Source organism: Pseudomonas panipatensis (genome assembly GCF_900099785.1).
In the GTDB taxonomy this organism is placed as follows: Bacteria; Pseudomonadota; Gammaproteobacteria; order Pseudomonadales; family Pseudomonadaceae; genus Pseudomonas; species Pseudomonas panipatensis.
In genome coordinates, this window is sequence record NZ_FNDS01000004.1 from 451,805 (window position 1) to 469,573 (window position 17,769).

Here is a 17,769-nt window from a genome sequence, read left to right on the forward strand (position 1 = left end):
GATCAGTAGTCGAGATCGGCTTCAGCCGCCTCAGCCGCTTCGGCAGCGGCCAGTTCGGCCTTGCTCGGCGCAGGCTGGTTGGTCAGCAGCTGTTCGCGGATGGCCTTGTCCAGCACCGCGCAGATTTCCGCGTTCTCTTCCAGGTACTTGGCGGCATTGGCTTTGCCCTGGCCGATCTTGCTGCCTTGGTAGCTGTACCAGGCACCGGATTTCTCGACCAGGCCCAGTTGCACGCCCAGGTCGATGATCTCGCCAGTGCGGTAGATACCCTTGCCATAGAGAATCTGGAACTCCGCCTGACGGAACGGCGGCGCCACCTTGTTCTTCACCACTTTGACGCGGGTTTCGCTGCCGACCACTTCGTCGCCCTCCTTCACCGCACCGGTGCGGCGAATATCCAGGCGCACGGAGGAATAGAACTTCAGGGCGTTACCGCCGGTGGTGGTTTCCGGGTTGCCGAACATCACACCGATCTTCATACGAATCTGGTTGATGAAGATGACCAGGCAGTTGGCATTCTTGATGTTACCGGTGATCTTGCGCAGCGCCTGGGACATCAGACGGGCCTGCAGGCCAACGTGCTGGTCGCCCATCTCACCTTCGATCTCGGCCTTGGGCACCAGGGCCGCCACCGAGTCGACGATGATCACGTCGACGGCATTGGAGCGCACCAGCATATCGGTGATTTCCAGGGCCTGTTCGCCGGTATCCGGCTGCGAAACCAGCAAGTCATCGACGTTCACGCCCAGCTTGCCGGCATAATCCGGGTCCAGGGCGTGCTCGGCATCGACGAAGGCACAGGTGGCGCCCTGCTTCTGGGCTTCGGCGATGACCGACAGGGTCAGTGTGGTCTTACCCGAGGATTCCGGGCCATAGATTTCGACGATACGACCTTTGGGCAGACCGCCGATGCCAAGGGCGATGTCCAGGCCCAGCGAGCCGGTGGAGATGGCCGGGATGGCCTGGCGATCATGATCGCCCATGCGCATGACCGCGCCTTTGCCGAATTGGCGCTCGATCTGTCCCAGGGCCGCGGCCAGGGCGCGCTTCTTGTTCTCGTCCATTGAAGTCCTCGCGAAGTCAGGGCGGCCGGACGGCCACGAACAACTGTATAAGTAGACAGTATTATTCCACAGGGCAAGTCGCTCGCCTACCCCTGCGGGGGATTTTCCCCGACGACCAGTCGCAGCAGGCCATCCAGAGCCGTCGCCACCGCCTGGCGACGCACAGCGGCCCGGTCACCTTGGAAATGGAAGCGCCGAGGCAGATAGCGCTCGCCGTCGGCCCAGCACAACCAGACGGTTCCTACCGGCTTTGTCGGCGATCCGCCATCCGGCCCGGCGATACCACTGACGGCTACGGCGAAGCGCGCACCGCTGCGTACCTGGGCGCCTGCCGCCATGGCTTCGACCACCTCCCGGCTGACCGCGCCGACCTGTGGGAACAGCGTCGCGGGAACCCCCAGCTGGGCGGTCTTCTGTGCGTTGGAATAAGTCACGTAGCCCGCCTCGAACCAGGCGGAACTTCCGGCGATACGGGTAATGGCCTCGGCGATTCCACCACCGGTGCAGGACTCGGCGGTAGTCACCTTGACCTGCAAGCGTTGCAGTTCGACGCCGAGCCGCGCGGCCAGCTCGGTGATGCCTTCATCGGTAACGGGCATGAGGTACTCCGGTGCTGAAGCAGGTTGGGCGGATACCGTACACTAGGCGCTTTTGCATATATAGAAGCCGGACAGCCGATACCTCATGAGCCAGAGCGACCTTTCCGCCCACACCCCGATGATGCAGCAATACTGGAAGCTGAAGAACCAGCACCCGGACCAGCTGATGTTCTACCGCATGGGCGACTTCTACGAGCTGTTCTACGAGGACGCCAAGAAAGCCGCCAAGTTGCTCGACATCACCCTGACCGCGCGCGGTCAATCGGCCGGCAACGCCATTCCCATGGCGGGCATCCCCTTCCACTCCGCCGAAGGTTACCTGGCCAAGCTGGTCAAGCTCGGCGAGTCGGTGGTGATCTGCGAGCAGATCGGTGATCCGGCCACCAGCAAAGGCCCGGTCGACCGTCAGGTCGTGCGGATCATCACCCCCGGCACGGTGAGTGACGAAGCACTGCTCGACGAGCGCCGCGACAATCTGCTCGGCGCCGTACTCGGCGACGAGCGGCTGTTCGGCCTGGCCGTGCTGGATATCACCAGCGGCCGCTTCAGCGTCCAGGAGATTCGCGGCTGGGAAACCCTGCTGGCCGAACTGGAACGCCTGAACCCCGCCGAACTGCTGATTCCCGACGACTGGCCTGCCGGACTGCCGGCGGAGAAACGCCGCGGCGTGCGCCGCCGCGCGCCCTGGGACTTCGACCGCGACTCCGCGCACAAGAGTCTCTGCCAGCAATTCGGCACCCAGGACCTGAAGGGCTTCGGTTGCCAGGAGCTGACCCTGGCCATCGGCGCCGCCGGCTGCCTGCTGGGCTATGCCAAGGAAACCCAGCGCACCGCCCTGCCGCACCTGCGCAGCCTGCGCCATGAGCGCCTGGACGACACCGTCATCCTCGATGGCGCCAGCCGCCGCAATCTGGAACTGGACACCAACCTCGGCGGTGGCCGCGACAACACCCTGCAGTCGGTGGTCGATCGCTGCCAGACTGCCATGGGCAGCCGCCTGCTGACCCGCTGGCTGAACCGTCCGCTGCGCGACCGCGCGGTGCTGGAGGCCCGCCAGGAGTCGATCGCCTGCCTGCTCGAGCGCTACCGTTTCGAGAACCTGCAGCCCCAGCTCAAGGAAATCGGCGACGTCGAGCGCATCCTCGCCCGCATCGGCCTGCGCAACGCCCGTCCACGCGACCTGGCGCGCCTGCGCGACGCCCTGGCGGCGCTGCCGGAACTGCAGCGCGGCATGACCGAGCTGGAAGCCCCGCACCTGGGCGAACTGGCAGCCAGCATCCGCACCTATCCGGAGCTCGCGGAGCTGCTGGCGAAAGCGATCATCGACAACCCACCGGCAGTGATCCGTGACGGTGGCGTGATCAAGCGCGGCTACGATGCGGAACTGGACGAATTGCAGACCCTCAGCGAAAACGCCGGGCAGTTCCTCATGGACCTGGAAACCCGCGAGAAGGCCCGCACCGGTCTGCCCAATCTGAAGGTCGGCTATAACCGCATCCACGGCTATTTCATCGAGCTGCCCCGCGTGCAGGCCGAACAGGCGCCAGCCGACTACATCCGCCGACAGACGCTGAAAGGCGCCGAGCGCTTCATCACCCCGGAACTGAAGGCCTTCGAAGACAAGGCGCTGTCCGCCCAGAGCCGGGCGCTGGCGCGCGAGAAGCAGCTGTACGAGGAACTGCTGGAACTGCTGATTGCGCAGTTGGCGCCGCTGCAGGACACGGCTGCGGCACTGGCCGAACTGGATGTGCTGGCCAACCTCGCCGAGCGCGCGCTGAACCTCGATCTCAATCGTCCGCAGTTCGTCGAAGAGTCCGGAATTCATATCGAACAGGGACGCCACCCGGTGGTCGAGCAAGTGCTGGAGACGCCCTTCGTGGCCAACGACCTGGCGCTCGACGAAGACACCCGCATGCTGGTGATCACCGGCCCGAACATGGGGGGTAAATCGACCTACATGCGGCAAACCGCGCTGATCGTGCTGCTGGCCCACATCGGCAGCTTCGTTCCGGCAGCCAAGTGCGAGCTGTCCCTGGTCGATCGCATCTTCACCCGCATCGGCTCTTCCGATGACCTCGCCGGCGGCCGCTCCACTTTCATGGTGGAAATGAGCGAAACCGCCAATATCCTGCACAACGCCACCGATCGCAGCCTGGTGCTGATGGACGAAGTCGGCCGTGGCACCAGCACCTTCGACGGCTTGTCACTGGCCTGGGCCGCGGCGGAACACCTGGCCCGGCTGCGTGCCTTCACCCTGTTCGCCACCCACTATTTCGAGCTGACCGTGCTGCCGGAAAGCGAGCCGGCGGTGGCTAACGTGCATCTCAACGCTACCGAGCACAACGAGCGCATCGTTTTCCTGCACCACGTACTGCCCGGTCCGGCCAGCCAGAGCTACGGCCTGGCGGTGGCGCAACTGGCCGGCGTCCCTGGTGCGGTCATTCAGCGCGCCCGCGAGCATCTGGCTCGTCTGGAGACCACCAGCCTGCCGCACGAAGCGCCGCGCAAGAACGACGGCAAGCCTGCGGCGCCCATGCAAAGCGACCTGTTCGCCAGCCTGCCGCACCCACTGATCGATGAATTGTCGCGCATCCAACCCGATGATCTGACGCCCCGCCAGGCGCTGGATTTGTTATATGCATGGAAGACGCGAATCTGACGCGACACCGAACAAGCTGCTAGAATCGCGCGCGCTGTGCCGCCCGCCTGAGGAGAGAATTAGAAAATGACCTTCGTCGTCACCGACAACTGCATCAAGTGCAAATACACCGACTGCGTGGAAGTCTGCCCGGTGGACTGCTTCTACGAAGGCCCGAACTTCCTGGTCATTCACCCGGACGAGTGCATCGACTGTGCACTTTGCGAGCCTGAATGCCCGGCTCAGGCGATCTTCTCCGAAGACGAAGTGCCGGAGAACATGCAGGAGTTCATCGAGCTGAACAAGGATCTGGCCGAGGTTTGGCCGAACATCACCGAGAAGAAAGATCCGCTGCCGGACGCCGAAGAGTGGGATGGTGTCGCCGACAAGCTGAAGCACCTGGAGCGCTGATCGCTCCCTCAAGGCCCGCCGAGTGCGGGCCTTCGAGTTTCTGGCGGGACACTTTTTCGCAGACAAAAAAAGGGGCGGGATTTACCCGCCCGCTCCCTTCCTTACTCATCATCCTGATGAATCGCATCCCGCGATTTCCTGATCGATGTCCTTATCGACCTGCGTCTTTCCCTGGACGCAGGAGTGATATTAGCGATCCGGCGCCGCGCCGCAAGCTGATGACGAGCCCGATTCAGAGCCGTCCGGATGTCGCTTTCAAAACAAAAAATCAATAAAAAACATACAGTTATCAAAACAGCCCCGGACTAAATCCGCGCTTGCTGGCACTCAACGCCTGCGATCACTTACACCACATGTAAGCGATCGCTTACATAGCGCGTATAAAAAAAGCCCGGAATCATCCGGGCTTCTTCATACGCGCTTAAGAATTACTGGAAGAGCGCATCGCTCGACAGCCCATTCTTTTCGAGGATCTCCCGCAAGCGCTTGAGCGCCTCGACCTGGATCTGCCGCACCCGCTCGCGAGTCAGGCCGATTTCCTGGCCAACCTCCTCCAGCGTGCTGCTCTCGTGGCCGCGCAGGCCAAAGCGGCGAATGACCACTTCGCGCTGCTTGTCGGTCAGCTCGGACAGCCACTGATCGATGCTCTCGCTCAGATCGTCATCCTGCAGCAGTTCGCAAGGATCGGTCGGTCGATCGTCCGTCAGGGTATCGAGCAGCGTCTTGTCGGAGTCCGGCCCCAGGGACACGTCCACCGACGTCACCCGCTCGTTGAGGCCGAGCATACGCTTGACCTCATCCACCGGCTTCTCCAACAGATTGGCGATTTCCTCGGGGGAAGGTTCGTGGTCCAGCTTGTGCGTCAGTTCCCGAGCCGCGCGCAGGTAGACATTCAGCTCTTTGACCACATGGATCGGCAGGCGAATGGTGCGGGTCTGATTCATGATGGCCCGTTCGATGGTCTGACGAATCCACCAGGTCGCATAGGTGGAGAAGCGGAAGCCCCGCTCCGGGTCGAACTTCTCGACCGCGCGGATCAAGCCGAGGTTGCCCTCTTCGATCAGATCCAGCAGCGAAAGTCCCCGATTGACATAGCGCCGGGCGATCTTCACGACCAGACGCAGGTTACTTTCGATCATCCGCCGTCGGCCGGCGGGGTCGCCCTTCTGTGCCAGACGGGCAAAATGGACTTCCTCTTCTGGCGTGAGCAGAGGGGAAAAGCCGATTTCATTCAGGTACAGCTGTGTGGCATCCAGAGCCCGGCTGTAGTCGATGTGTTTGTGCTGCTTGAGTGAGGAGAGAGAGGTAGCTTTGGGAGTGACCTGAAGCGAGACCTGCTCTTCGGCAAGTGACTCTTCGAAAATGATGCCAGGCTCCAGCAGGAGCAGCTCGTCATCAACGTCAAACTCCGGCCCTTCTTTTTTGAGTGCCATGTCGTTATCCCTTGCTGAGTTCGGCCACAAGCCCAGACGGGTCCATATCCTTAGGACGCCCGAGCCCGCTCACCCACGTAGGGAAACGACAGCGATCAGCGAGATGGCAGGTATTGCAAGGGGTCCACGGGTTTACCCTGGCGGCGAATCTCGAAGTGCAGCTTCACCCGGTCCGTGCCTGTAGATCCCATCTCGGCAATATTCTGCCCGACTTTGACCTGTTGCCCTTCCCGAACGAGCAGCCTGCGGTTGTGACCATAGGCGCTCACGTAGGTATCGCTGTGCTTGATGATCACGAGTTCACCGTAGCCCCGCAAACCACTACCGGCGTACACGACCGTGCCATTGGACGCAGCCAAAACAGGCTGGCCCAATTGTCCGGCTATATCAATCCCTTTATTCAAACTCCCGTTTGATGCAAAGCGCCCTATCAAAGTGCCGCTGGTCGGCCACATCCAACCGTCGACACCCCGCCCCGCGGACTGGGAAGGCGCACTGCTGACGGGGGCTGGCGGAGTGCTCGCAACGGCTGCCGGAGCTGGCTTGGCGGGCGTCTGCGGCGTGGCATTGGCCTTGCTGACCACCACAGGTGCGACAGGCGGCGCATTTTTCGTGACGACCGACGGCTCGGACGATGCGCTGCCGCCAAAGCGGATCGCCTGGCCGGGACGGATGGTGTAGGGCGCCGGGATGTTGTTGTGCGCGGCCAGGGCTTTCCAGTCCCAGCCATAGCGGAAGGCAATGGAGTACAGGGTGTCGCCACGGTGCACCACGTACTGCCCGCTGGTGACCGCAGGCGAGTGCTCGGCGCCACTGTCGTTGCGGTCGACCACCTTGGCCTTGTTTCCCGATGAGGAGGCGCAGGCGGCGAGAAGGGAGCAGAGGGCCGCCGTCAGCAGCAGCTGACATGCGCTTTTGATCCAGTTCCGTTGCTGCAGGGCTGCGATCAGGCTCACCCCTTCCCCCTTATCCATCGAAATATGCCCGGCAGGTCGCCGGCTGTTATCCACTGTCGAGAGCTCGACTGCCCCGCTGAGCTTCAGCCTAGCGGGCCGTTGAGCAGGGGAACGAAACGCACTGAATCCAGGGTACGCCGCTCAAAGCCGCTATCGGTACGCACGATGAGCATGAGCTGCTGCACTTCACCGCTGCCCACCGGAATCACCAGGCGCCCCCCCGGCGCGAGCTGGTCCAGCAAGGCCTGGGGCACTTCAGCGGCCGCGGCGGTGACGATAATACCGTTGTACGGCGCCAGCGCCGACCAACCTTCCCAGCCATCGCCCCAGCGAAAGACCACATTTCTCAGGTTTAGCTCCGCCAGGCGCTCCTTGGCGCGGTCCTGCAGTGACTGGATGCGCTCGACCGAGAACACGCGCTCGACCAGTTGCGCCAGTACCGCGGTCTGGTAGCCGGAACCGGTGCCGATCTCCAGTACCTTGTCCAGCGGGCCGGCGGCCAGCAGCAACTCGGTCATCCGCGCCACCATGAAAGGTTGCGAGATGGTCTGGTTGTGCCCGATCGGCAAGGCGGTGTCTTCGTAAGCGCGATGCGCCAGGGCCTCGTCGACGAACAGATGGCGCGGCGTGCGGCGAATCACTTCGAGCACATGGGCGTTGGACAGGCCCTCCTCGTACAGGCGCTGAATCAAGCGCTCGCGTGTACGCTGGGAGGTCATGCCGATGCCACGACGCGTCAGTTCATCTGCCATGGTCCAGCCCCCCGATCCAGTCTTTCAGCCCACCGAATGCTTCATGGAAGGTGCGATCCAGTTGCAACGGCGTGACCGATACGTAGCCCTGCATGACCGCATGGAAATCGGTGCCTTCACCGCCATCCTCGACATCGCCCGCGGCGGCGATCCAGTACCCTTCGCGGCCCCGTGGATTGACCACCTTGACCGGCGCGGCGGCGCGCTTGCGGTGGCCGAGGCGGGTCAACTGGACGCCGCGGATGCGTTCCAGCGGCAGGTTCGGCACGTTGACGTTGAGCACGGTGCGCGGCGGCAGGTCGAGCCCTTCGTGGGACTGTACCAGCAGGCGGGCGAAATGCATGGCGGTGAACAGATTGTCCGGCTGACGTGATAGCAGCGAGAAGGCGAACGCCGGACGATCGAGGAAACGCCCCTCGATGGCCGCGGCCACGGTGCCGGAATAAAGCACGTCGTCACCCAGGTTCGCTCCCAGGTTGATGCCCGAGACGACCATGTCCGGCAGCGTGTCCAGCAGACCGTTCAGGCCCAGGTGCACGCAGTCGGTCGGCGTGCCGTCGATGCCGATGAAACCATTGCTCAACCGCTGCGCGTGCAGCGGCCGGTCCAGGGTCAGCGAGCTGCTGGCGCCGCTGCGGTCCTGTTCAGGTGCGATCACAACGCACTCGGCATGTTCGCAGAGCGCATCGTAAAGCGCGGCGATGCCGGGTGCGTTAACCCCGTCGTCGTTGGCAATCAATATGCGCATGGGTTTTCCGTCTGCCCTGCCGGTACAAGTTCGACGAGCTCGCGCACGACGACGGTGGCGAAGCAGCCTGCCGGCAGGACGAATTCCAGTTGCAGAATGTCAGGGGCGGGATAATGCCATGCCAGCCCCTGGATGGGGAGGCGCAGAATGCGCCGTTCGTGCGCCAGGTCCGCACCACCCAACCACTGGCACAGGGCCAGCTCATCCGCCTGCAGGGCGCCTTCGATTACCGCCGCGGCGCCGCCCACTGGCGAATCGCCCTTGCCCCACAGCGGGCCGGTGGGATGCACGTCCAGAGCGTCCAGCCGCGGGTCGGCACATTCCGCCTCGCCGGCAGGAAAGAAGCTACGGCTGTCGGAGAAGGCCAACAGATCGCCGACCTGTGCCCTGTTCCAGCTGCCGTCGGCCACCCGCGCCGCCAGCACGCGATTGAACAGGTAGCTGCGCGCCGTCGACAGCAGGCGCGAACGCAGGTTGCGCTGCCCTGGAAGAATGTTGCGCTCGGCGCAACTGCGGGCGTCCACCAGGTTGCCCCCGGCATGACCGAAGCGCTGAGTGCCGAAATAATTGGGCACGCCTTGGGCGGCGATGCGTTGCAGGCGCTGCTCCAGCGCCGCGCTGTCGGCGCGCAACTGCGTCAGGCGCAGGGTGAAGCCGTTGGCGGAATGGGCGCCACGCTGCAGCTTGCGGCTGTGGCGAGTGCGCTTGAGCACACGCAGACTGCCGTCCTCGGCAGCCGCCAAGTCAGGATCGGCCTTGCCCGGCAGGTGCAGGCTGAACCACTGGCGAGTCAGCGCCTGGCGATCCTTGAGTCCGGCGTAGCTGATCATCTTCATCGGCACGCCAGCGGCGCGCGCCAGGCGACGGGCGGCCTCCTCGGTGTTCAGGTCGCGCTTCTCGACCCACAGCCAGAGGTGCTCGCCTTCGCCACTGAGGGGAATGTCCAGCACTTCGTCGACCTGGAAATCTTCCGCCACCGCCTTGAGCACCGCGCTACCGCAAGGCTCGCCATGGGCGCGGGGACCCAGCAGCTCCAGCTCGGTCATGGGCGAACCAGCAGGGCCACGGCGTGTACCGCGATACCCTCTTCACGACCGGTGAAACCGAGTTTCTCGGTGGTAGTGGCCTTGACGTTGACCTGATCGAGTTCGACCTGCAGGTCGGCGGCGATATGGCCGCGCATGCGGTCGATGTGCGGCGCCATCTTCGGTGCCTGCGCGACGATGGTGGCGTCGACGTTGCCGACTTGCCAGCCCTTGGCCTGAACCAGCGCGACCACATGGCGCAGCAGCGCGCGACTGTCGGCGCCCTTGAACTGCGGGTCGGTATCCGGGAAGTGCCGGCCGATATCGCCCAGCGCACAGGCGCCAAGCAACGCGTCGGCCAGGGCATGCAGCAGCACGTCGCCATCGGAATGGGCGACCAGCCCGAATGTGTGGGGAATGCGCACGCCGCCGAGGGTGATGAAGTCGCCCTCGCCGAAGCGGTGTACGTCGTAGCCGTGGCCGATACGCATAAGAAAACGCCCTGAGTCAGTCAGGGCGTCGATTCTACCGGAAAGGCGCAAGGCCAGCTTCACACGGGAGCGCAGAGAACGCGCGCATGGTGCCGCAGATGGTCCTCGATGAAACTGGCGATGAAATAGTAGCTGTGGTCGTAACCTGGCTGTAGACGCAACGTCAGCGGGTGTCCCGCCGCTTCCGCGGCCTGGCGCAGCGCTTCCGGCTTGAGCTGGTTGACCAGGAAGTCGTCGCGCTCGCCCTGGTCGACCAGGATCGGCAAACGCTCACTAGCCTTGGCCAGCAACGCGCAGGCATCCCATTCCGCCCAGGCCTGCCGATCCTCGCCGAGGTAGCGGCTGAAGGCTTTCTGTCCCCAGGGGCAGTCGCTCGGCTGGCTGATCGGCGCGAACGCCGACAGCGACTGGTAGCGTCCGGGGTTGCGCAAGGCGCAGACCAGGGCGCCATGGCCGCCCATGGAATGGCCGCTGATGCCACGCCGCGAAGACACCGGGAAGTTCGCTTCGATCAGCGCCGGCAGTTCGTGCACCACATAGTCGTGCATGCGGTAATGCCGCGCCCAGGGCGCCTGGGTGGCGTTGAGGTAGAAGCCTGCGCCCAGTCCGAAGTCCCAGGCACCGTCCGGATCACCCGGCACATCGGCGCCGCGCGGGCTGGTATCCGGCGCCACCAGCACCAGCCCCAACTCGGCGGCCATGCGCTGGGCGCCGGCCTTCTGCATGAAGTTCTCGTCGGTGCAGGTCAGCCCGGAAAGCCAGTAGAGCACCGGCAGCCCGGCTTCGGGCTCGGCCTGTGGCGGCAGATAAACGGCGAAGACCATGTCGCAGCCCAGCACCTGGGAGCGATGGCGATAACGCTGGTGCCAGCCGCCGAAGGTCTTCTGGCTGCTGATCAATTCGATGGAGTCCGTCATGGAACCCTCCTGTGAGGCCGGGGCGCCCATGGCGCCCCGCTGGTTCGATCAGTAATGGATGACGGAGCGGATGCTCTTGCCTTCGTGCATCAGGTCGAAGGCCTCGTTGATCTTTTCCAGGCCCATGGTGTGGGTGATGAAGGTGTCCAGCGGGATTTCGCCCTTCTGCGCCTTCTCCACGTAGCTGGGCAACTCGGTACGCCCACGCACGCCGCCGAAGGCGCTGCCGCGCCAGACGCGGCCGGTCACCAGTTGGAACGGACGGGTGCTGATTTCCTGGCCAGCGCCGGCGACGCCGATGATGGTCGACTCACCCCAGCCCTTGTGGCAGCACTCCAGCGCCGCACGCATCAGTTGCACGTTGCCGACGCACTCGAAGGAGTAGTCCACGCCGCCGTCGGTCAGTTCGACGATGACGTCCTGGATCGGCTTGTCATGGTCCTTCGGGTTGACGAAGTCGGTCGCGCCCAGTTGCTTGGCGATCTCGAACTTGGCCGGGTTGATGTCGATGGCGATGATCCGCGAGGCCTTGGCCATCTTGGCGCCGATGATCGCCGCCAGGCCGATGCCGCCGAGGCCGAAGATGGCCACGGTGGAGCCCTCGGTGACCTTGGCGGTGTTGAGTACCGCGCCGATGCCGGTGGTCACGCCACAACCGAGCAGGCAGACCTTTTCCAGCGGCGCGTCCTTGGGAATCTTGGCCAGGGAGATTTCCGGCAGCACGGTGTACTCGGAGAAGGTCGAGCAGCCCATGTAGTGGTAGATCGGCTGACCGTTGTAGGAGAAGCGCGTGGTGCCGTCGGGCATCAGGCCCTTGCCCTGGGTGGCGCGCACCGCCTGGCAGAGGTTGGTCTTGCCGGATTTGCAGAATTTGCACTCGCGACACTCGGCGGTGTACAGCGGGATCACATGATCGCCGACCTGCAGCGAGGTCACGCCCTCGCCCACCGCTTCGACGATGCCACCGCCCTCGTGGCCGAGGATGCACGGGAAGACGCCTTCGGAATCCTGGCCGGACAGGGTGTAGGCGTCGGTATGGCAGACCCCGGTAGCGACGATGCGGACCAGTACTTCGCCCTTCTTCGGCGGCGCCACGTCGACCTCGACGATTTGCAGCGGCTGGTTGGGTGCGAAAGCGACAGCGGCACGGGACTTGATCATCTCGGAACTCCTGAACGGTGATTGCGAAGCCCCCGCCGCAGGCGGAGGCGGGCCGGCGTCAAGCGCCGGCCGGGAAACGGGGCTGCTCCAGGCAGCCGGGCGGCACGGGCCAAACCCGCTCCGCACAGCCTTGGAAGTGTAGGAAAGTGCATGAGTGGGAATAATCAGGCAATAATCAAAATATTATTGCCATTCAGGGACAATCCAGATGAATCGCTGGGAAGGCCTCGACGAATTCGTCGCGGTGGCGGAAACCGGGCAGTTCACCGCTGCCGCCGAACGCCTGGGCGTCTCCTCCTCGCATATCAGCCGGCAGATCGCCCGCCTGGAAGAACGCCTGCAGACCCGCCTGCTCTACCGCAGCACCCGTCGCGTGTCGCTGAGCGAAGCCGGGCAGACCTTCCTGCAGCACTGCCAGCGTTTGCAGGACGCCCGCGACGAAGCGCTGCGCGCGGTCAGCGACCTCTCCGCCGAACCCAAGGGCCTGCTGCGCATGACCTGCGCGGTGGCCTATGGCGAGCGCTTCGTGGTGCCCTTGGTGAACGCCTTCATGGCCGACTACCCGCAGTTGCGCGTCGACATCGAACTGTCCAACCGCCAGCTCGATCTGCTGCACGAGGGCTTCGACCTGGCCATCCGTCTCGGCCGGCTGAGCGACTCGCGCCTCGTCGCTACGCGCCTGGCGCCGCGCGTCATGTACCTCTGCGCCACCCCGGATTACCTGCAACGGCACGCCGCCCCGAACTCGCCCGCGGACCTCGCGCAGCACAACTGCCTGGTCGGCAGTAGCGACGTCTGGAGCTTTCTCGAGGACGGCCGCGAAACGCAGCACCGGGTCCAGGGCAACTGGCGCTGCAATAGCGGCCAGGCGGTGCTGGACGCCGCGTTGCGGGGCTTCGGACTCTGCCAGCTACCGGACTATTACGTGCTCGAACATCTGCACAGCGGCCGCCTGGTCTCCCTGCTGGAGCGACACCAACCGCCGAATACCGCGGTCTGGGCGCTGTATCCGCAGCAACGGCACCTGTCGCCCAAGGTTCGGCAATTGGTGGATTTCCTCAAGGACGGTCTGCAAAGGGCACATCCCGGCTTGTCCTGAGGCAGCATTGCGTCATATCGCCCGGTTAGAATCAGCGGCCACGCCCCGCCCTCGTCAAGGATGCCTGCCATGTCCGTCTTCTCCAGCTTCCGAGAACGCTATCTGCTGCGCTTCTGGTCGCCGCTGCCGACCCTGGTGGCGCTCGGCGTCGCCTCGGCCTACTACTTCGCCCTGACGGGCACCTTCTGGGCGGTCACCGGCGAATTCACCCGCTGGGGCGGCCATGTCCTGTCCTGGTTCGGCCTGCAGCCGCAGGAATGGAGCTACTTCAAGATCATTGGCCTACAGGGCACGCCACTGGATCGCATCGACGGGGTGATGATCATCGGCATGTTCCTCGGCGCGCTCGGTTGTGCGCTCTGGGCCGGCAACGTCGCGCTGCGCTGGCCGACCAGCCGACGCCGTCTGTTGCAGGGGCTGATCGGCGGGATCATCGCCGGCTTCGGCGCCCGCCTGGCCATGGGCTGCAACCTGGCGGCGTTCTTCACCGGCATCCCGATGTTCTCGCTGCATGCCTGGGCCTTCATGCTGTCCACCGTGATCGGCGCCTGGATCGGGGTGAAGCTGAGCCTGCTGCCCTTTCTGCGCATCCCACTGAAGATCACCGGCAAGGCCGCCCAGCTACCGGCCCCGGAAGCGCTGGCGCGCCGCGCGCGCCAGCAGTGGCGCCTGGGGCTGCTGGTCCTGGCGCTCGCCGTGGCCTTCGCCGCCTGGCGTTTCGACGTGTCGCTGGTACTGGGCATGGCCACGCTGTTCGGTCTGCTCTTCGGCGGCCTGATCGAACGCGCGCAGATCTGCTTCACCAGTGCCGCCCGCGACCTCTGGACCACCGGGCGGACCCAGGCGGCCTTCGGCATCCTGCTGGGCATGGCCGCGGCCTGTATCGGAACCTTCGCCGCCATCCGCCTGGGGGTGTCGCCCAAGGTGTTCTGGATGGGCCCCAACGCGGTGATCGGTGGCGTTCTCTTCGGTATCGGCATCGTACTCGCCGGTGGCTGTGAAACCGGCTGGATGTACCGCGCCATGGAGGGCCAGGTGCACTTCTGGGTGGTCGGCGTCGGCAACGTCATCGGCGGCACCCTGGTGGCGGTTTTCTGGGACTCGCTCGGCGGCCTGCTCGCCCTGCCCTACCCCAAACTCAACCTGCTGCAGAGCTTCGGCCCCGGCGGCGGCCTGTTACTGACCTTCGCCGGCCTGGGCTTGTGCATGCTGCTGGTACAGCTCAACGCAAACCGTTTCACTCGTTCGAGGAATCGCACCGATGTCCGCCAAGAAAACCCCGACGCTGTCCCTGGACCTGCGCGGTGAGCACTGCCCGTACAACGCTATCGCCACGCTGGAAACCCTGCGCACCATGAAACCAGGCGAGTTACTCGAAGTGGTCACCGACTGCTCGCAGTCGGTGCATGGCATTCCCGAGGACAGCCAACGCCATGGCTACCACTGCCTGACGGTGGAGCAGCACGGCGCGCTGTTCCGCTTCCTCATCGAGGTGCCGCTGGCGGGGTGACGGCTATGGGGCTGCGCGACCATGGCGGTGGAGGAAATCATGAATACGCCCGGGAAAACGCGAGCTGACCCAGGCGAACCCCAGGTACTTGAGCAACTTGCCGCCCAGAATGGCGAGGAACACGCCGGGATAGTGCATCGGCGCCATGGACAGAACGATCAGCGATGGCGTTTGCGGCAGCGGCGAGACGGCCACCAGGAACAGCGCCAGCAGGCCGTAGCTGTCGGTCCAGTCGATGATGCGGAGCCAGGTCGGATCACTGAGCAGCTCGGGAAACCGCTCATAGAGACTGGCCCAGCCCATATGGTGGGAGACGATCATCAAGGCCAGGGCGCCGAAGCTGCTGCCGAGCGCGGAAAACACCGCAATGCTGCGCCAGCGACGCGGCACCAGCAGCACCGCCGGAACCACCACAGAGGTGATCGGATAGGCCGCGAACAGCGTGCCCAGCAGAGCCAGGCCCAGACACAGCCAGGATAGCCGCCAACCCGTGCCGGCCCAGCGCAGCGCACTATGCAAGGCACCTTCCAGGCGGGGTAGGAACATCGAAAGACGAGTCACCGGCCAGACTCAGTGAGCAGAGAAGGCCCGCTGCAAGCGCAGCAGGTCTTCCGGCGTCGTAACCTTCAGGTTGTCCGCGCGGCCCTCGATCATCCGCGGCGCGAACCCCGCCCACTCCATCGCCGACGCCTCGTCGGTGATGGCCGCGTCGGCCACCAGCGCATCGGCCAGGGCACGGTGCAAGGCTCCCAGGCGGAACATCTGAGGCGTATAGGCCAGCCAGACCACACGGCGATCCACCGTTTCCTCGATCCGGCCATCGGCGCCGACACGCTTGAGGGTGTCCCGAGCCGGCACGCCAAGCAGGCCGCCCACCGGGTCCAGCGCCAGTTCCGCGAGCAGATGATCGAGATCGCCGCGGCTCAGGTTCGGGCGCGCCGCATCATGCACCAGCACCCAGTCGTCGCTGGCGGCGCCCAGTTCGTTCAAGCGCAGCAGACCGCTGAGCACCGAGTCGGCGCGCTCCTTGCCGCCCTCGGCACGCTGGATGCGTGGGTCGCTGGCACAGGACAGGGATGGCCACCAGGGATCGTCGGTGGCCAGGCAAACCACCAGCCCCTTGAGGCCGGGATGCCCGAGGAAACAATCGAGGGTGCGTTCGAGGATGCTGCGACCGGCGAGATCGAGGTACTGCTTGGGACGGTCGGCGCGCATCCGGGAACCGATGCCGGCGGCCGGGATCACGACCCAGAAAGCAGGGGTACTTGGGGAGGAAGAACTCATTGCGCCAACTGGTAGAGGGTTTCCTTGTCCTTGACCATGCCGAGTTCGTGGCGGGCACGTTCCTCGACGGTCTCGGTACCTTTCTTCAGTTCGGCCACTTCGGCCTCGAGGATACGATTGCGCTCGAGCAGTCGCTCGTTCTCACCCTGCTGATCGGCGATCTGCTTCTGCAGCTCGCGCACCTGCGCCAGGCTGCCTTCGCCCACCCACAGGCGATATTGCAGCCCCGCCAGCGCGAGGAGCAGCACGAGAAACAGCCAGTAAGGACTACGCAGGCGACTTAGGCGCAATTCAAGGCTCCATACGCGAAGGGGTGGCTCCTGCCACCCCTTCACCGTACCAGACTAGCGTTAGCCGCGGAATTCCGCGCGGCCACGGTACGGCGCCTTGGCGCCCAGTTGCTCTTCGATGCGCAGCAGCTGGTTGTACTTGGACACGCGGTCGGAGCGGCACAGCGAGCCGGTCTTGATCTGGCCGGCGGCGGTGCCTACGGCCAGGTCGGCGATGGTCGAGTCCTCGGTTTCACCGGAGCGGTGCGAAATCACCGCGGTGTAGCCGGCGGCCTTGGCCATCTGGATGGCTTCCAGGGTCTCGGTCAGCGAGCCGATCTGGTTGAACTTGATCAGGATCGAGTTGGCGATGTGCTTGTCGATGCCTTCCTTGAGGATCTTGGTGTTGGTCACGAACAGGTCGTCGCCGACCAGTTGCACCTTGGCACCGATCTTCTCGGTCAGGCCTTTCCAGCCGGCCCAGTCGGACTCGTCCATGCCGTCTTCGATGGAGATGATCGGGTAACGCTGGGTCAGACCGGCCAGGTAGTCGGCGAAACCGGCGGCATCGAACACCTTGCCTTCGCCGGCCAGGTCGTATTTGCCGTCTTTGAAGAACTCGCTGGAAGCGCAGTCCAGGGCCAGGGTCACGTCAGTGCCCAGCTTGTAGCCGGCATTGGCCACGGCTTCGGCGATGGCGGCCAGAGCATCTTCGTTGGACGACAGGTTCGGCGCGAAACCGCCTTCGTCGCCCACGGCAGTGTTCAGACCACGGGCCTTCAGCACGGCCTTGAGGTGGTGGAAGATCTCGGCGCCCATGCGCAGCGCGTCGGCGAAGGTCTTGGCGCCAACCGGCTGGACCATGAACTCCTGGATGTCGACGTTGTTGTCGGCATGTTCGCCGCCGTTGATGATGTTCATCATCGGAACCGGCATCGAGTACTGGCCCGGCGTGCCGTTGAGGTCGGCGATGTGCGCGTAGAGCGGCACGCCCTTGGCCTGGGCAGCGGCCTTGGCGGCGGCCAGGGAGACGGCGAGGATGGCGTTGGCGCCCAGGGATGCCTTGTTCTCGGTGCCGTCGAGTTCGATCATCGCGCGGTCCAGCGCCTTCTGCTCAGCCGGGTCCTTGCCCAGCAGCAGGTCACGGATCGGACCGTTGATGTTGGCCACGGCCTTGAGCACGCCCTTGCCCAGGTAACGGCTCTTGTCGCCATCGCGCAGCTCCAGGGCTTCGCGCGAACCGGTGGAGGCACCGGACGGCGCGCAGGCGCTGCCGACGATGCCGTTGTCCAGGATCACGTCCGCTTCGACGGTCGGGTTGCCGCGGGAGTCCAGGACCTCACGGCCCTTGATGTCGACGATCTTTGCCATTCTTGTAGATACTCCAGAGGGTAGTTTGAGCGGGGCCGGCG

The 17,769-nt window shown here is 64.6% G+C and carries 19 protein-coding genes; 5 read left to right on the top strand and 14 right to left on the bottom strand.

Features of this window, described 5'->3' with window-relative positions:
- Positions 1–2: 2 nt before the first annotated feature.
- The gene (recA, locus tag BLQ74_RS12430; protein ID WP_090262864.1) at positions 3–1,064 is read right to left on the bottom strand and encodes a recombinase RecA; all 1,062 of its coding nucleotides are present in this window, start codon (positions 1,062–1,064) and stop codon (positions 3–5) included.
- 86 nt (positions 1,065–1,150) lie between these two features.
- Positions 1,151–1,663: a CinA family protein gene (locus BLQ74_RS12435; protein WP_090262865.1), complete on the bottom strand. Its 513-nt coding sequence runs from the start codon at positions 1,661–1,663 to the stop codon at positions 1,151–1,153.
- 85 nt (positions 1,664–1,748) lie between these two features.
- Between BLQ74_RS12435 and mutS the strand changes: the two genes are divergently transcribed.
- Together mutS and fdxA are read left to right on the top strand one after the other, a co-directional pair.
- Positions 1,749–4,322 (top strand): DNA mismatch repair protein MutS, encoded by a 2,574-nt coding sequence (gene mutS, locus BLQ74_RS12440; protein ID WP_170842793.1) that lies wholly within the window; start codon positions 1,749–1,751, stop codon positions 4,320–4,322.
- Positions 4,323–4,388: 66 nt separating this feature from the next.
- Complete coding sequence (gene fdxA, locus BLQ74_RS12445) at positions 4,389–4,712, top strand: ferredoxin FdxA (RefSeq protein WP_009616706.1); 324 nt, start codon at positions 4,389–4,391, stop codon at positions 4,710–4,712.
- 428 nt (positions 4,713–5,140) lie between these two features.
- On the opposite strand, the gene rpoS is transcribed toward fdxA, so the two are convergent.
- The 8 genes from rpoS to BLQ74_RS12485 form a co-directional block, all read right to left on the bottom strand.
- Entirely contained in the window at positions 5,141–6,145 is a 1,005-nt protein-coding gene (rpoS, locus tag BLQ74_RS12450) for an RNA polymerase sigma factor RpoS (RefSeq protein WP_090262866.1), read from the bottom strand.
- 95 nt (positions 6,146–6,240) lie between these two features.
- On the bottom strand, positions 6,241–7,119 hold the full coding sequence (locus BLQ74_RS12455; RefSeq protein ID WP_090262867.1) for a peptidoglycan DD-metalloendopeptidase family protein: 879 nt from the start codon (positions 7,117–7,119) through the stop codon (positions 6,241–6,243).
- 65 nt (positions 7,120–7,184) lie between these two features.
- Positions 7,185–7,820 carry a protein-L-isoaspartate(D-aspartate) O-methyltransferase gene (locus BLQ74_RS12460; protein WP_090262919.1) on the bottom strand — a complete coding sequence of 212 codons (636 nt, stop codon included), beginning with the start codon at positions 7,818–7,820 and terminating at the stop codon, positions 7,185–7,187.
- A gap of 22 nt (positions 7,821–7,842) precedes the next feature.
- The gene (gene surE, locus BLQ74_RS12465; RefSeq protein WP_090262868.1) at positions 7,843–8,601 is read right to left on the bottom strand and encodes a 5'/3'-nucleotidase SurE; all 759 of its coding nucleotides are present in this window, start codon (positions 8,599–8,601) and stop codon (positions 7,843–7,845) included.
- Entirely contained in the window at positions 8,589–9,647 is a 1,059-nt protein-coding gene (gene truD / locus BLQ74_RS12470) for a tRNA pseudouridine(13) synthase TruD (RefSeq protein WP_090262869.1), read from the bottom strand. The genes surE and truD overlap by 13 nt, the downstream gene beginning before the upstream one ends.
- Positions 9,644–10,117, bottom strand: coding sequence for a 2-C-methyl-D-erythritol 2,4-cyclodiphosphate synthase (gene ispF / locus BLQ74_RS12475; RefSeq protein ID WP_090262870.1), 474 nt, complete (start codon positions 10,115–10,117; stop codon positions 9,644–9,646). Before ispF ends, truD begins: the two co-directional genes overlap by 4 nt.
- A 59-nt stretch (positions 10,118–10,176) precedes the next feature.
- On the bottom strand, positions 10,177–11,034 hold the full coding sequence (gene fghA / locus BLQ74_RS12480; protein ID WP_090262871.1) for an S-formylglutathione hydrolase: 858 nt from the start codon (positions 11,032–11,034) through the stop codon (positions 10,177–10,179).
- Positions 11,035–11,082: 48 nt separating this feature from the next.
- Positions 11,083–12,195 carry an S-(hydroxymethyl)glutathione dehydrogenase/class III alcohol dehydrogenase gene (locus BLQ74_RS12485; RefSeq protein WP_090262872.1) on the bottom strand — a complete coding sequence of 371 codons (1,113 nt, stop codon included), beginning with the start codon at positions 12,193–12,195 and terminating at the stop codon, positions 11,083–11,085.
- 208 nt (positions 12,196–12,403) lie between these two features.
- Here BLQ74_RS12485 and BLQ74_RS12490 point away from each other — a divergent pair, with 208 nt between their 5' ends.
- The 3 genes from BLQ74_RS12490 to yedF all read left to right on the top strand — a co-directional run bounded on the left by BLQ74_RS12490 (position 12,404) and on the right by yedF (position 14,804).
- On the top strand, positions 12,404–13,294 hold the full coding sequence (locus BLQ74_RS12490; RefSeq protein ID WP_090262873.1) for a LysR substrate-binding domain-containing protein: 891 nt from the start codon (positions 12,404–12,406) through the stop codon (positions 13,292–13,294).
- A gap of 69 nt (positions 13,295–13,363) precedes the next feature.
- Positions 13,364–14,602 (top strand): selenium metabolism membrane protein YedE/FdhT, encoded by a 1,239-nt coding sequence (gene yedE, locus BLQ74_RS12495; protein ID WP_090262874.1) that lies wholly within the window; start codon positions 13,364–13,366, stop codon positions 14,600–14,602.
- Positions 14,556–14,804 carry a sulfurtransferase-like selenium metabolism protein YedF gene (gene yedF, locus BLQ74_RS12500; RefSeq protein WP_090262875.1) on the top strand — a complete coding sequence of 83 codons (249 nt, stop codon included), beginning with the start codon at positions 14,556–14,558 and terminating at the stop codon, positions 14,802–14,804. Before yedE ends, yedF begins: the two co-directional genes overlap by 47 nt.
- A 3-nt stretch (positions 14,805–14,807) precedes the next feature.
- Here the strand turns inward: yedF and BLQ74_RS12505 are convergent, their stop codons facing one another.
- The 4 genes from BLQ74_RS12505 to eno are packed head-to-tail and all read right to left on the bottom strand — an operon-like array spanning position 14,808 to position 17,728.
- Positions 14,808–15,350 (bottom strand): hypothetical protein, encoded by a 543-nt coding sequence (locus tag BLQ74_RS12505; RefSeq protein ID WP_090262876.1) that lies wholly within the window; start codon positions 15,348–15,350, stop codon positions 14,808–14,810.
- Between the two features lie 24 nt (positions 15,351–15,374).
- Positions 15,375–16,088, bottom strand: a complete 714-nt coding sequence (ispD, locus tag BLQ74_RS12510) for a 2-C-methyl-D-erythritol 4-phosphate cytidylyltransferase (RefSeq protein WP_090262877.1) — start codon at positions 16,086–16,088, stop codon at positions 15,375–15,377.
- Complete coding sequence (ftsB, locus tag BLQ74_RS12515) at positions 16,085–16,378, bottom strand: cell division protein FtsB (RefSeq protein ID WP_090262878.1); 294 nt, start codon at positions 16,376–16,378, stop codon at positions 16,085–16,087. The genes ispD and ftsB overlap by 4 nt, the downstream gene beginning before the upstream one ends.
- A 60-nt stretch (positions 16,379–16,438) precedes the next feature.
- Positions 16,439–17,728, bottom strand: coding sequence for a phosphopyruvate hydratase (gene eno / locus BLQ74_RS12520; protein WP_090262879.1), 1,290 nt, complete (start codon positions 17,726–17,728; stop codon positions 16,439–16,441).
- Positions 17,729–17,769 lie beyond the last annotated feature (41 nt).